The 13328-nt window shown below is 70.5% G+C and carries 10 protein-coding genes; 1 reads left to right on the top strand and 9 read right to left on the bottom strand.

Annotation, left to right across the window (positions count from 1 at the left end):
* Nucleotides 1–3: 3 nt before the first annotated feature.
* Genes NR792_RS03015 through fabD form a run of 6 tightly spaced genes read right to left on the bottom strand, consistent with a single transcriptional unit; the run spans nt 4 to nt 7793 of the window.
* On the bottom strand, nt 4–741 hold the full coding sequence (locus tag NR792_RS03015; RefSeq protein ID WP_375758553.1) for a polyketide synthase: 738 nt from the start codon (nt 739–741) through the stop codon (nt 4–6).
* Nucleotides 742–763: 22 nt separating this feature from the next.
* Nucleotides 764–1567 (bottom strand): enoyl-CoA hydratase-related protein, encoded by an 804-nt coding sequence (locus NR792_RS03010; RefSeq protein WP_375758552.1) that lies wholly within the window; start codon nt 1565–1567, stop codon nt 764–766.
* Entirely contained in the window at nt 1558–2820 is a 1263-nt protein-coding gene (locus NR792_RS03005) for a hydroxymethylglutaryl-CoA synthase family protein (RefSeq protein ID WP_375758551.1), read from the bottom strand. The genes NR792_RS03010 and NR792_RS03005 overlap by 10 nt, the downstream gene beginning before the upstream one ends.
* Nucleotides 2817–4079 carry a beta-ketoacyl synthase N-terminal-like domain-containing protein gene (locus tag NR792_RS03000; protein ID WP_375758550.1) on the bottom strand — a complete coding sequence of 421 codons (1263 nt, stop codon included), beginning with the start codon at nt 4077–4079 and terminating at the stop codon, nt 2817–2819. Before NR792_RS03000 ends, NR792_RS03005 begins: the two co-directional genes overlap by 4 nt.
* A gap of 10 nt (nt 4080–4089) precedes the next feature.
* Nucleotides 4090–4338, bottom strand: a complete 249-nt coding sequence (locus tag NR792_RS02995) for a phosphopantetheine-binding protein (protein ID WP_375758549.1) — start codon at nt 4336–4338, stop codon at nt 4090–4092.
* Between the two features lie 20 nt (nt 4339–4358).
* Nucleotides 4359–7793, bottom strand: a complete 3435-nt coding sequence (fabD, locus tag NR792_RS02990) for an ACP S-malonyltransferase (RefSeq protein ID WP_375758548.1) — start codon at nt 7791–7793, stop codon at nt 4359–4361.
* A gap of 127 nt (nt 7794–7920) precedes the next feature.
* Between fabD and NR792_RS02985 the strand changes: the two genes are divergently transcribed.
* Nucleotides 7921–8598: a DUF1579 family protein gene (locus NR792_RS02985; RefSeq protein WP_375758547.1), complete on the top strand. Its 678-nt coding sequence runs from the start codon at nt 7921–7923 to the stop codon at nt 8596–8598.
* Between the two features lie 88 nt (nt 8599–8686).
* Here the strand turns inward: NR792_RS02985 and NR792_RS02980 are convergent, their stop codons facing one another.
* From NR792_RS02980 to NR792_RS02970, 3 genes are read right to left on the bottom strand one after another with little or no spacing between them, the layout of a single operon-like run.
* Entirely contained in the window at nt 8687–9163 is a 477-nt protein-coding gene (locus NR792_RS02980) for a hypothetical protein (protein ID WP_375758546.1), read from the bottom strand.
* Nucleotides 9164–9174: 11 nt separating this feature from the next.
* A complete protein-coding gene (locus NR792_RS02975; protein ID WP_375758545.1) occupies nt 9175–9666 on the bottom strand; it encodes a hypothetical protein in 492 nt (163 codons plus the stop codon).
* On the bottom strand, nt 9663–13289 hold the full coding sequence (locus tag NR792_RS02970) for a beta-ketoacyl synthase N-terminal-like domain-containing protein (RefSeq protein WP_375758544.1): 3627 nt from the start codon (nt 13287–13289) through the stop codon (nt 9663–9665). Before NR792_RS02970 ends, NR792_RS02975 begins: the two co-directional genes overlap by 4 nt.
* Between the last annotated feature and the right edge of the window lie 39 nt (nt 13290–13328).

Raw genomic sequence — 13328 nt, 5'->3', positions numbered from 1 at the left:
TCCCTAGAACTGACCTTCGATGCGCTCCCGGACCTCGGGGAGGGTGAACGTCGTTTCCTGCATCCGAAGCTCCGCGTCGACGGCGTCCGCCAGCTCCGCGCGGAGCCGCGCCGTCAGCCGCTGCTTCAACAGCTTGAGTGACACGAGCGGCTTGTCCGCCAGCTCCTCCGCCTTGGCCATCGCCACCGAGAGCACGTCCTTGCGCGGGACGATGTGCATGGGCGCGCCGCGCTCCTTGAGCTGGGCGCCGGTGTAGTTGGCCGCCGTGAAGAGCATTTCGCTGGCGAGCACGTCGCCGAACTTCCGGGGGATGACGCAGGTGGCGCCGAACCCCGGCGTGAAGCCGTAGCGCATGAAGTTCGTGCAGTAGACGGCTTCCAGCGCCATCACGATGACGTCCGCGGTGCAGCCGAACACCAGCCCGCCGCCGATGCCGTGCCCCTGCATGGCCGACACCACGGGCAGCTCGCACCGCAGGAGCAGGTCGTAGAAGGCCATGTCGGTGAACCGCATCCGGCCCTCGTTCATCGCGAGCAGCTCTTCCTTGTTCCCGCCGCAGCAGAAGTAGGTGTCGTAGCCCGTGAGCACGACGACCTTCAGGTCCGGCCGCCGTGCCACCTGCGCGAACGCCCCCTGGAGCCCCTCCACCAGCGCGCGGGAGAAGGTGTTCTTCTGGGCGCGCTCCTCCATGCGCACCACCGCGATGCTCCCCTCCACCGTCAGCTTCACCACGTCATCCATCGCACGCCCCCTTTCCCGCGCCTCAGCGGTCCTTCGCTTCCCAGGGCAGCAGCTGGTGCTCCACGAAGTCCCGCAGGTTCTTCTGGAAGTCGCCGTGGACCATCAGCCGGGAGATCTCCGACACGGCCAGCTCCTCCACCTCGTCGGACAGCACCCAGACCTGACGGAAGTAGCGCTTGAGGTTCCCCACCGTCGCGGGCTGCACGCGCGACAGCCGTACCTTCAGCCGGCGCAGCGCGAGCTCCGGTGAGTCGCTCACCTCGTCGACGAGGTTCATGGCCAGGGCCGCCTCGGCGGACACCGGCTGCGTGGTGAGCGCCATGCGGTACGCGGGCTGGTAGCCCACGCGCCGGATGAGGTACGGGATGACCATGGCGGGCATGAGCCCCCAGAGCACCTCCGACAGGCTGAAGCGCGAGCGCGGCGTGGCCACCACCAGGTCGCTGGCGGCGACGAAGCCCACGCCCCCCGCCAGCACCTCGCCGTCCACGTGCGAGATGATCACCCGCGACATCGTCGCCATGCGCCGCAAGAGCCGCATGTACGGACGGGTCAGCACCTCCTGCTCCGCGGCGGTGGCGTCCGGGCGCAGCGTGGACACCTCGTCGAAGTCCATGCCGGTGCAGAACGTGCCCGGCTGGCCCCGCAGGACAATCAACTGCTGGCGCGCGTCCGCCTCCACGGCGTCCAGCACCGCGTGCAGCTCCTCCAGGAGCACGGCGTTGATGCTGTTGCGCGCCTCCGGGCGGTGGATCGTCACCGTCACCACGCCGTCCGCCGCGTCCACGCGCAGCGTCTGGAGGCCCCCATGGCCGCTCAGGTCCATGCGTACTCCCGGTGGAAGCCCTTCACGCGGACGAGCCGCAGGCGCTTGCGGCCCTCGAACTGGCGCGCGTAGAGGTTGGACAGGTCCCCCACCTGGACCTCGGCGTCCTTGGTACCGAAGCCGATCTCCATGCTCCGGTCGAGGATGCGCTCGTACTCGTCCATGGACAGCGAGTGCCGGCGCGCCAGGTGCCCGCCGATGTCGAAGCGCGCCTGGACCCGCTGCGAGTTCCGGTCGAACGTGCCGCTGTAGAACTCCGACGAGCACCCGGAGCCGTAGGAGAAGAGGCCCACGCGGTGGAAGTCCTGCGCGTTGGCGTGGTCGATGAGGCCGCACAGCGCCAGGAAGACGGTGGCCGAGTAGATGTTGCCCACCTGCGTGCAGTAGCGCGTGGCCGGGACGATGCGGCGCTGGAAGTCCTCTTCAATCTGCGCGGCGCCCAGGCCCGGCCCACCGAAGGCGCGCATCATCTTGCGGTGCGCGCCCTTCACCATGCCGGCGAACGGCGTGTGGAACGCGAGGTAGTCGAAGCTCGTGCGGAAGTCCGCCCCCTCCACGCGCTCCGCGTAGCCCTTGAAGCTGTTCTGGAGGCAGTCCAGGTACGCCAGGAGCGACACGTCCGGGTCGCCCGCCTCGATGCCGACCTGGGGCCGGCACGTGTCCATGACCTCGTAGCTGTAGTAGCCGTTGGCGCCCAGGTCCATGCTCAGGACCTTCGGCTCGGAGCCCACGAGCAGCGCCACCGCGCCGGTGCCCTGCGAGGGCTCGTGGTACGTGTTGCGCGAGCCGTTGCGCGCCTCGTCCGTGGCGATGACCAGCGCCTTGGCGCCCGGGGACACGCCCGACGCGACGAAGCCCAGCGCCATCTGGAGCGCGGCCGTGCCGCCGTAGCAGGCCTGCTTCACCTCGAAGACGCGGCACCGGCGGTGCAGCCCCAGGTGGTCGTGGATGTACGTGCTGATGGCCTTGCCGAAGTCGACGCCGGACTCCGTGGAGGCGATGACCAGCTCGATGCGGGCCTGCTGCTCCGGGGTGAGGGCGTCCACCAGCGCCTTGGCGGCGTTCACCCCGTTGGTGATGGCGTCCTCCCAGGGCATGCCGACGGCCTTCTTCTCCATCAGGAGGTTGTCGAAGCGTGTCAGGTCCAGCCCCCGCTTCTCGAAGAGCGTGCGGATGTCCAGGTAGGCCTCACCGCCGTACGCATTCATCGCCTCGATGCCGAACTCCATGCGCTGCGCCTCGTGTCCGTTCATGACCTGCGGATGACCACGCTCGTGTTGATGCCGCCGAAACCAAACGAATTGCTGAGCGCCACACCGACGGACTGCGCGGTGGCCGCGTCGCCGCAGAAGCGGCAGTCCTGGGCGAGCGGCTCGCGCAGGTTCGCGTTGCGGTGGAGGAAGCCTTCGCGGAGCTGGAGCACGGTCGCGATGCACTCCACGACGCCCGCGGAGAACAGGCAGTGGCCCAAAAGCCCCTTGGTGGCGTTGAGCCACACCTGGCCCAGGTGCCCGCCGAACACCTCGCGCAGGGCCTGCACCTCCGCGTCGTCACCGGCGGTGGACGCCGTGGCGTGCGCGTTGACGTACTCCACGGCCTCCGGCGCCACGCCCGCGCGGGCCAGCGCCCCGCGCATCGCCGCGGCCTCGCCCGCGACGTCCGGCGCCGCCGAGTGGCTGGCGGACAGCACCAGGCTCGCCCCCGCGAACTCCGCGTGAAGCGGAGCCCCACGACGGCGCGCCGAGTCCTCCCGCTCCAGGACGACACAGGCCGTCCCCTGCCCCAGCACGAAGCCGTCGCGCCCGGCGTCGAAGGGGCGGCACACCTGGTCCGCCTCGCGGCCGCCGCCCGGGCTCAGCGCGCCCAGGTGGTGCAGCGCTTGAAGCTCCATGGGGGACAGGTCCGCCAGGGGTCCCACCACCAGGCAGGCGTCCACCTCGCCCAGCTGGAGCAGCTGCCAGGCCTTGAGCAGGGCCACGTTCCCGCTGGCGGACGCACCGCCCACGGTGAAGCCCTCGCCCCGGATGCCCAGCACCTCGCTGAGAACCCCGACGTGGTCCGTGTCCAAGAAGCGCATGGCGTAGCGCGGGTCGATGAACTCCGGGTTCGCCACGAACTTCTTCGCCGTGTCGTGCTGGAGGCGCAGCGACAGGTTGCTGCCCGCGACGATCAGCCCCACGCGCTCCGCGGGCACGGGCGCTGTGTGCAGCCCCGCGTCCAGCCACGCCTCCAGGGCGCTGAAGGTGGCGCACTCGATGGGGCGCGGTGCGCGCTGGGCCAGGCGGCGGGCCTTCTCCAGGAGCGGCCCGGCCCCCTCCGGGAGCGACTTCAGGGCCTCCGCGAGCGTGAAGCCTTCCAGCTCCGCCGCGGCCGGGAGGCCAGCCAGGGCGGGCTGCTGGGGCGCACGGATGGCGACGCGGCCCTCGCGCAGGCCTCGCGCGAGCGCGGGCACGCCGAGGCCCAGGGCGGTCAGCGCCCCCATGCCGGTGATGATGATGCGGCGGTCGCTCACGGTGCGAAACTCAGGAGCGCTGGGCGTGGTGCCGCTGGAAGATGCCCAGCAGCGAGCCGATGTCCTTGGCCTGGCTGAGCTCCGTGACGGGGACGTTGATGCCCAGGTCCTCCATCGTGCCCATGACGATCTCCATCCGGTCGATGGAGTTCGCGCCCAGTTCCTTCAGCTGCCGCTCGGGGGTGATCAGCCGCGCGTCCACGTCCGGCAGCACCTTGAGGATGTTCTCCGAAATCACCTGGAAGAGGTCCGTGCTCATCGTCGTTGTTCCTGTCCTGCTCAAGCTGCTGCGTGAACGTTGCCGCGCGGAAGCGCACCGAAGGCGCGCATCCGGTCGGTGATGACCTGGGCGGTCTGCTGCATGAGCAGCTCGCCAATCTCCGCGACGCGCCGGTTCTCCCAGCGCTCCATCGGCGTGCCCTTGACCCACTGGTTGAAGGCGCCGAGCGCCGGCCCGCTGTGGACCTGGTAGTCGATGCGGCTCTCCTTGGAGCCGCCCAGCGCCAGCCGCGTGCTGTAGCCGAAGTACCACTTGAAGATGAGCGCCATCTTGTACTTGGGCAGGGCCTCCGCCTTCTCAATCTCCGAGGGCGGGTAGTAGGCCTTCACGTCCTCGTAGACGGCGTCGAAGCTCTTGCGGAAGTAGGCGGTCTGCAGGTGCTCGCGGGTCTTCGCGTCGATCTGCTCCAGCGAGTCGTGGAAGCGGTAGAGGTCGTAGAGCTTGTTCGCGCGGGCGGAGAAGAAGAGGCCCTTCTTCACCACCTGGACGCGCGCGCCCAGCTCGAACAGGTCCCCGGCCGGGGCGTAGTCGAAGTCCTGGACGTTGAGTCCCTGGAGCAGCTCCTTCACCTCGTTGCTGGTGCCCGCCTCCACCGTGCACTGGTTGATGGAGCCGGTGAGGATGAAGTCCGCGCCCAGCATGAACGCCGCCGCGGCGGCCTCCGGCGTGCCGATGCCTCCCGCCGCGCCCACGCGCACGCGCTTCGCGTAGCCGTACTGGGTCATCATGCGGTCGCGCAGGCGGATGATGGCGGGGGTGAGGGCGTACGCGACGCCCTGGTCCGTGTGGCCGCCGGAGTCCGCCTCCACGCAGAGGTCGTCCGCCAGGGGGATGCGCTGGGACCACTCGGCCTGCTCCGGGGTGATGCGCCGCTGCTCCACCAGGCGCCGCACCAGCCGCTCCGGGGCGGGACGCAGGAAGGCCTCCGCGATCTCCGGGCGGGAGACCTTGGCCACGATGTGGTTCTTCGGGACGACGTTGCCGCGCGCGTCGCGCTCCAGCCCCACCAGCCGGTAGCGCACCAGCGCGGAGGTCACGGCCATGTAGGACGCGGCCTCGATGTGGCGCACGCCGTGGCGCAGGAAGAGGTCGACGGTGTCCTCCTCCAGCTGCGGGTTCTGCGGGCTGCTCAGCAGGTTGATGCCGTAGGCCTGGCCGCGCGACAGCTCCCGCTGGATGTAGAGGATGGCGGCCTCGGTGTCGCGGAGCGGGACGCCACCGGAGCCGAAGTAGCCGAGCATGCCGGCCTTGCCCATGGCGACGACCAGCTCCTTCGATGCCACGCCCCGGTACATCGCGCCCGCCACGTAGGCGTACTTGATGCCGTGGTCGGCCCGGAACTCCGCGCTGCCCAGCGACTGCGCGGAGAAGCCTTCCTGCGCCACGGGAGCCGCCTCACGCGGCTCGTGCCGGACGACCCCGTTGCGCCGGAGTTCGGGAGCAGCGGGCGAAGGTGCCACCGGCGCGCTCGCCTCGGGCATGAACGGCGCGGAGGCCTGGGTGGATGCCGGCGCCGCCGCGACGGGCACGTAAGGCGCGGACGGCGCGGAGGCCTGGGTGGGTGCCGGCGCCGCCGCGACGGGCGCGGCCGGAACTTCTCCCTCGAAGTCCCTCAGCATGTTGGCCAGCACGATGCCGGGGCCCACCTCCACGATCTTCATCCCCGGCTGCGCGAGCAGGTAGCGCACCGTGCCCGCCCAGTTCACCGGCCTGGCGATCTGGATGGCGAGCAGCTCGCGGCACCGCGCCGCTTCGTAGGGCCGCGCCTCCACGTTGGAGATGACCGGGATGCGGGGCGGCTGGAAGTCGAAGCCCGCCAGGAACCGGCGGAACGTCTCCGACGCCGCGACCATGTAGCGCGAGTGGAAGGCCGCGCTCACCTTGAGCAGCACGTACGCCTTCGCGCCCGCCGCCTCGAAGGCCGGGCTCGCGCGCTGCACCACGTCCGCCGGTCCGGCGATGACCACCTGGTTCGGCGTGTTGAAGTTCGCCACGTCCAGCGCGCCGAACTCCTCCGACGAGCGCAGCACCTCTTCGATGCGCTCGCGCGACAGGCCGACCACGGCCGCCATGCCGCCGCCCTTCGCCTCGGCCATGATCTCCCCGCGGCGCTTCACCAGCCGCAGGCCCGTCTCGAAGTCGAAGCTGCCCGCGGCGAAGAGGGCGTTGTATTCACCCAGGCTGTGACCGGCGACGAAGTCCGGCTCGCCGTCCTTCGCCTTCTTCTCCAGGTACGACAGCGCGTTGACGACGTACAACGCCGGCTGCGTGTACTGCGTCTGCCCCAGGCGGTTGTCCGGGTTCTGGAGGCACAGCTCCTCGATGGAGTAGCCCAGGATGTCGCTCGCCTTGTCCGTGAGCGACCGGTACGGCTCGAACAGGCGCGCGCCCATGCCCTTGCGCTGGGTGCCCTGCCCCGGGAAGACGTACGCAATCATGCTTTTCTTCTCATGCTGGAGTGGAGGAGAGGACACGGTGGGAGGAGGCACGAGCGCGCGCTCCAGCTGCTTCAGGCGCTCCACCTCGCCGTGGGCCGGCGTCATCACGGAGAACACCGCGGGGCGTCCGCTCTTCGCGACGCCCGCCTTCAGCAGGTTCGCCAGCGAGCTGGAGGGCCCCACGTCGATGAAGGTGTACTCGCCGCGCGACACCAGCCCGCGCACGGCGTCGGAGAACGCCATGGGGCCCCGGATGGCGCCCCACAGGTGCTCGGGTGGCAGCTCACGGCGGACGCCGCCGTCCAGGCCGGACACCACGGGGATGCGGGCGGCCCGCTGCGGCAGGCCCCGCAGGTCCGCCAGGTAGCGCTCCCGGGCGGGGTCCATGAACGACGAGTGAAACGCGTGGGCCACCGGCAGCTCGAAGGTCGTGAGGCCCCGTGCCTGGAGCCGCGCATCCACCGCGCGCAGTGCCTCCACGCGGCCGGACACCACGAACTGGAAGGCGTCGTTGCGTCCCGCGAACTCCACGCCCTGGAAGAGGCCGGGCTCGCGCTCCATCAGCGCCGGATCATGCAGGACGGCCAGCATCCCGCCCGCCTCGCACGCGCCCTCCACCGCCCGGGCCAGCCGGACACACGCCTCCAGTGCGGCCTCCGGTTCGTAGATGCCCGCGATGGCCGCCGCGACGATCTCCCCCAGGCTCACGCCCAGTGTCATCGCCGGCTCCAGCCCCCGCGCCATCAGCGAGCGCGCCAGCGCGTACTCCACCGTGAAGATGGACGCGTTGCTGTGCAGCGCGCGCGGCAGCGGCGCGCCGGAGCGGCCATCCCCGTACAAGAGCCCCACCACCGACGTGCCGATGAGCGGCGTCGCCACGCGGTCCAGCCGGAGCACCCACTCCCGGAACACCGGGTCGTGGCGGTACAGGTCCACCCCCATCTGCAGGTACTGCGACCCCTGTCCCGAACAGAGGAAGACCAATGGCGCGCTCATGACCTGTGCCCCCGAACCCTGTCGCCCGTGCCGATTGCCAGACATGTACCCGGTGACGAAACAATTTCTGTCATCGCAAACCCGCCGTTATGGTCCGTCCCTGTAGTCCGAGGAAAACACCATGACCATGACAAACCGATTCGCAGTCTCCCTGACGTGCCTGACCCTGCTTTCCGCCCCGGCGCTGGCCGCGGAGCCCCAGGCTCCCGCCGCGAAGCCCGGCGCCACGCCCGCCACCCCCGCCGCGCCGGCCGCCAAGCCGGGCGCGAACACCGCCGCTCCCGCGGCCACCACCGCCGCGCCGCCCGCTGGCGCCGCGCAGCAGGGTCCGCCGCCCGCCCTGCCCCAGCCCTCCCCGCTGCTCGCGCAGCTGAAGGACTTCGAGGGCAAGTGGAAGTGCTCCGGCACGCGCGTCCCGATGCCGGGCGTGCCCTCCTACCCCATCGAGACGACCTGGACGGGCAAGAAGGACCTGAACGGCTTCTGGGTCTCCATCCGCCTGGAGGAGAAGAAGACCGCCAAGAACCAGTTCCCGGTGGTCGGTGACTACGCGCTCGGCTTCGACCCGACCAGCAACCAGCTGCTGGCGCTCTGGCACGACAACTTCGGTGGCCGCAGCGAGCAGCTGTCCGCCGGCTGGCAGGGCGACACCTTCACCTGGGTGGGCGAGTACAACATGGGCGGCATGAAGTCCGGCGCCCGCGGCGTCTTCCACCGCAAGAGCGCGAAGGAGATGTCCCACACCGGCGAGGCCAACATCGGCGGCCAGTGGGTGGTGATGGTCGAGGAGACCTGCAAGCGCTAGCAGGTCCCATGCGGAGCCCTGGCCGGCACGCTCGAACGTGGCCGGCCGGGGAGTCCCGCGGTGCGCTGGGGAAGGTCCGCGGCGCATGTCAGTCCTTCAGCTCGACGAACTGACCGGGGTTGGCGCGGATGTAGCTCGCGACGGTGTGGATGTCCCGCGCGAGCGTCTTGGCCAGGAGCGCGTCGTCCTGCTCCTTCCCCTGGATGGGCCGGTTCGCCGCGCGCGCCTCGCGCAGGTGCTTCTCGAAGGCTTGCGTCTGGGCCAGCAGCTCGTCCAGGTGCAGGTGCTTCGCGGCCAGCTTGAGCTCCAGCCAGAACGAGTCCTCGCCCACCAGGTGCGGCAGCTCCGCGCACATCTGCGTCCAGCCCCGGCCGTGCGCGTAGAGCACCCAGAACATGAACACCGCGCGCTGGCCGGGCGTCAGCGAGCCGTACACCTGCTCGCGCACGTCACTGCCCCGGCCGCGCATGGCCAGCGCGGCGGGCTGCACGCACTTCTGGCAGAGCGCCGTGTCGTCCAGCGAGGCCAGCTCCTGGCGCGTCATGCGGATCAACGTCGTTCCCATGGCCGTGTCCCCTAGCTGTCCAGCTGCACGAACTGGCCCGGATGGGCGCGGATGAAGGCGGAGAAGCGCGGCAGCTCGCGGCGGATGAGCTGGGCGAGCGCGGCGTCGAGCCTGGCGATGGCCTCCTCGTTGCCGTCCTGGTCACGCAGGGCGAGGAACGCGTCGGTGAGCGTCACCAGTTCCTCCACGCCCACCAGCCGGCCGGCGGCGCGCAGCCCGTCCCAGAACGAGTCCTCGTACACCAGGTGCGGCAGCTGTTCGTGCAGCTGCGTGAAGCCGCGCGGCCCCCGGGCGTTGAGCACCCAGAACATGAACACCGCGCGCTGCCCTTCCGTGAGCGAGCCATAGACGCGTGAGCGCGTCTCGTTGTCGGTGCCGCGCATCTTCATGCTCGCGTCCCAGACGCAGGCCCGGCACAGCGACAGGTCGTCCATGGACTCGAAGTCCTCCACGCTCATCTTCACCAACTCGGGCTGCATCGCGTTCCTTTCAGGGTGACTCATGCCCGCGCTCCGGATGCCACGGTGGACAGGTGGGCCGCCAGGCTGGAGACCGTGGGGTGCGCCAGCACGACGAACAGCTCCACGTCGACCTTCAGCACCTCGCGCAGCCGGGAGACCATCTGCGTGGCCAGGAGCGAGTGGCCCCCCAGCTCGTGGAAGCCGTCGTCCGCGCCCACGCGGTCCACGCCCAGGAACTCCTGGTAGACGGACGCGATGGTGCGCTCCATCTCGTCACGCGGCTCGACGAAGGGCGTGTCCAGGTCCGGGCGCTTGAGCACCTCCGCGGTGCCGGGCTCCTGCCGGACGGCCTCCAGCTTCACCCACTTGTCGTAGCGGGCCTGGAGGTCCGTCGCGCACACCGCGACCTGGGTGGAGTCCGGGATGGCGAAGAGGCGGTGGAAGGACTCCAGCCCCTCGGGCTCGGTGAGGACGCTGGGCGCCAGCCGCTCGTACATCGACGGGTGGACGATCTCCTTCGCCTTCTTCCACTCGATGTCCCACGAGTCCCAGTACTGGACCACCCACTTCTGCGCGTGCCGGCGGTTCTGAAGGACGGTGTAGTTGGACGCGAGGCTGCTGGCGCTCGCGATGGCGATGAAGCCCAGGCCGCCCAGCACCGAGCCCAGCGAGCTCATCATCACGCGGAAGCGCAGGTCGCGCTCACGCAGGAGTTCGTCCAGCATCCGCAGGCTGTGCGGGATGGAGGCGAAGTGCTGCTTGCACAGCTCGCGGTCCGCGTCGCGCAGGGGCTTGATGCGCTCGAAGTTGGACGCGCCGGACGCGTGGAGCAGCCCGCGGATGGGGCCTGCTTCCGCCTCGGCCTCCGCCAGCACGCGCCGCATGGCTTCCACGTCATCCAGCCGGGCCTTCTTCAGGACGAAGTCATGGCCCGCGGCCTGGAGCCCCACCGCGTTGCCCACGCGGACGCCAATCGGCTCGCGGCGCTTCGCGCCCAGCCACTGGCCCCACGCGTCGGGCTCCGGGAAGTCCGGCTCCTCCAGGATGATGAGCCGCGCGCCCTGCTCCAGCATGCGCCGGGCGGTGAGGAAGCCGATGCCCTCCAGGCCGTAGTAGACGAGGTACGTCTCGCCCTTGTGGACGAGCGGCGGCTTCGGCGCGTCGGCCGTCACGCGCACGGGCTCGTAGAACTGGATCCACCGGCGGGTGCCCCGGTACGCGCAGAGCACGTCCCCGATGGAGGACAGCACCTCGCGCTCCAGCGCCTCCGCCAGCGCGTCCACCTTCCAGGAGCCGTCCTCCGGCACGGAGAGGTCCACCGCGCGGCAGTGGAGGTTGTTGTACTCCTGCTGGAGCACCTTGCAGATGCCCGACACGGAGCTCTGCTCGTAGCGCAGCGCCTCCTCGCCGGTGACCTCGAAGACGTCGTTGGAGAACGCGAGCAGCCGCATGGACCGCGTCACCGCGAGCTGTCCCAGCGCCTGGCCGAAGAACAGCAGGCTGAAGAGGCCCTGCTCCTGCGAGGCCACCAGCGCGTCCAGGTCGTTGGCGGGGCGGGGAGCGTCCACGGACTGAAGGCCCCAGAAGTGGAGCACGCGGTCCGGCAGCAGCTGACGGCTGCGCAGCTCCAGCACCAGCAGCTCGTACGCCTTGCGGTCCGACACGGGCAGGCTGAACGCCGCGTCGCCCTGCTTCGCGAACGTCGCGCCGGGCGTCACGGTGACGACCGTGCCCCGGCGGCCCAGCCGTTCAATGAGCTTCCGGGTGAGCGGAGCGCCGTCGGAGAAGACGAGGAACGTCTCGCGCGTCGCGGGCACGGGCTCCAGCGGCAGCGCGGACTGCTTCCACTGCGCGCGGTAGAACCAGTCCGCCATGTCCGGGCGCTTGCGCCAGAAGGCGTCCTTGTCCTTCACGGGGGCCTGGGCCTCCGGGGCGCGTGGCTCCACCCACAGCCGCTGCCGCTCGAAGGGATAGAGCGGCAGGCGGACGCGGCGGGGCGAGGCGCCGTCGTGCAGCATGGACCAGTCCACCTCGTCGCCCGCGAGCCAGGGCCCGAGCAGGGCCTGCCACGAGGCGGGCACCGAGCCCGCGTCCGGGGACGCGAACCGGCGCTCCCGCAGCGCACGGATGGCCTCGGGGAGCGTGCGGGCGCGCACGGCCCTGCGGTACGTGAAGGCGCGGCGGCCGCGCTGGAGCGTGAAGGCCACGTCGCGCAGGGACAGCTCCGGGTGCGCCTCCAGGTGGTCCGCCAGCAGGACGGTGACGCGGTCCAGCGCCTCCGGGCTCCGCGCGGACAGCACCAGCAGCTGCTCGTCCTGGGAGGTCTCCGTGCGCGCGGGCCGCGCCGGCGCCTCCTCCAGGATGACGTGCGCGTTCGTGCCGCCGATGCCCAGCGAGCTCATCCCCGCGCGCAGCGGCGTCTCCCCGCGCTTCCACTCCGTGAGCGCGGTGTTGACGAAGAAGGGGCTGTTGCCGAAGTCGATCTTCGGGTTGGGCGTCTGGAAGTGGAGGCTGGGCGGCAGCTTGCGCTCCTCCAGCGCGCGCACGACCTTGATGAGGCCGGCGACGCCCGCGGCGGCGTTGAGGTGGCCGATGTTGGTCTTCACCGAGCCGATGGCGCAGAAGCCCTTGCGGTCGGTGTGCAGGCGGAAGGCCTGCGTCAGCGCGGCCAGCTCGATGGGGTCCCCCACCTCCGTCCCCGTGCCGTGGGCTTCCACGTAGCTGATGGACTCCGGCGCCACGTCCGACGTCGCGAGCGCCTGGACGATGACCTTCGCCTGACCCTCCACGCTGGGGGCCGTGTAGCCCACCTTGGTGGAGCCGTCGTTGTTGATGGCCGAGCCCTTGATGACCGCGCGGATGTCGTCGCCGTCCGCGAGCGCGTCCGCCAGCCGCTTGAGGACGACCACGCCGCTGCCGTTGCCCCACAGCGTGCCCCGGGCCTGCGCGTCGAAGGCGCGGCAGTGCCCGTCCGGGGACAGGATGCTGTCCTGCACGTGGTGGTAGCCGGCGAGGTGCGGGACGTTGAGGGACACGCCCCCGGCGAGCGCCATGTCGCACTCGCCCAGGATGAGGGCCTGGCGGGCGAAGTGCAGCGCCACCAGCGACGTGGAGCACGCGGTGTTGACGTTGACGCTGGGGCCGGTGAGGTTGAGCTTGTAGGAGACGTGCGTCGGCAGGAAGTCCTTGTCGCTGGCGATGAGCAGCTGCTGCAGGCCGATGTTGCGCACGAGCGCTTCGTCGCCCAGCACGTTCTGCAAGAGGTACGTGTTGAGCCCCGCGCCCGCGTAGACGCCAATGGTCCCCGCGTAGCCCTCCGGCGTGTAGCCGGCGTCCTCGAGCGCGTGCCAGCACGACTCCAGGAAGAGCCGCCGCTGCGGGTCCATCACCTTCGCCTCCAGCGGGCTGAAGTTGAAGAAGCTCGCGTCGAAGGACTCGATGTCGTCCAGCACCGGCGAGGCCCGGACGTAGTTCGGGTCCTTCAGCGCCGCGGGGTCCACCCCTGCCGCCAGCAGCTCCTCGTCGGAGAAGACGCGGATGGACTCCACGCCGTCGCAGAGGTTCTTCCAGAACTGATCCACGTCCTTCGCGCCGGGAAGGCGCGCGGCCATGCCGACGATGGCGACATCCAGACCGTTCACTGACTCGTTCGAATCGTCACGCACGCTTCGCACTCCATCCCGCGAGGGGCCTCACCCGAGGAC

This window comes from Corallococcus exercitus (assembly GCF_042231735.1).
In the GTDB taxonomy this organism is placed as follows: domain Bacteria; phylum Myxococcota; class Myxococcia; order Myxococcales; family Myxococcaceae; genus Corallococcus; species Corallococcus exercitus_B.
Note: the sequence above shows the minus strand (reverse complement) of the source record. Positions and strands in the feature narration are given on the sequence as shown.

What these genes read in the sequence shown, in the direction of transcription:
- NR792_RS03005 (WP_375758551.1), bottom strand. Translation starts at nt 2,820, where the DNA reads ATGAACGGACACGAGGCGCAGCGCATGGAGTTCGGCATCGAGGCGATG.
- NR792_RS02980 (WP_375758546.1), bottom strand. Translation starts at nt 9,163, where the DNA reads ATGGGAACGACGTTGATCCGCATGACGCGCCAGGAGCTGGCCTCGCTG.
- fabD (WP_375758548.1), bottom strand. Translation starts at nt 7,793, where the DNA reads ATGAGCGCGCCATTGGTCTTCCTCTGTTCGGGACAGGGGTCGCAGTAC.
- NR792_RS02975 (WP_375758545.1), bottom strand. Translation starts at nt 9,666, where the DNA reads ATGAGTCACCCTGAAAGGAACGCGATGCAGCCCGAGTTGGTGAAGATG.
- NR792_RS03015 (WP_375758553.1), bottom strand. Translation starts at nt 741, where the DNA reads ATGGATGACGTGGTGAAGCTGACGGTGGAGGGGAGCATCGCGGTGGTG.
- NR792_RS02985 (WP_375758547.1), top strand. Translation starts at nt 7,921, where the DNA reads ATGACAAACCGATTCGCAGTCTCCCTGACGTGCCTGACCCTGCTTTCC.
- NR792_RS03010 (WP_375758552.1), bottom strand. Translation starts at nt 1,567, where the DNA reads ATGGACCTGAGCGGCCATGGGGGCCTCCAGACGCTGCGCGTGGACGCG.
- NR792_RS02995 (WP_375758549.1), bottom strand. Translation starts at nt 4,338, where the DNA reads ATGAGCACGGACCTCTTCCAGGTGATTTCGGAGAACATCCTCAAGGTG.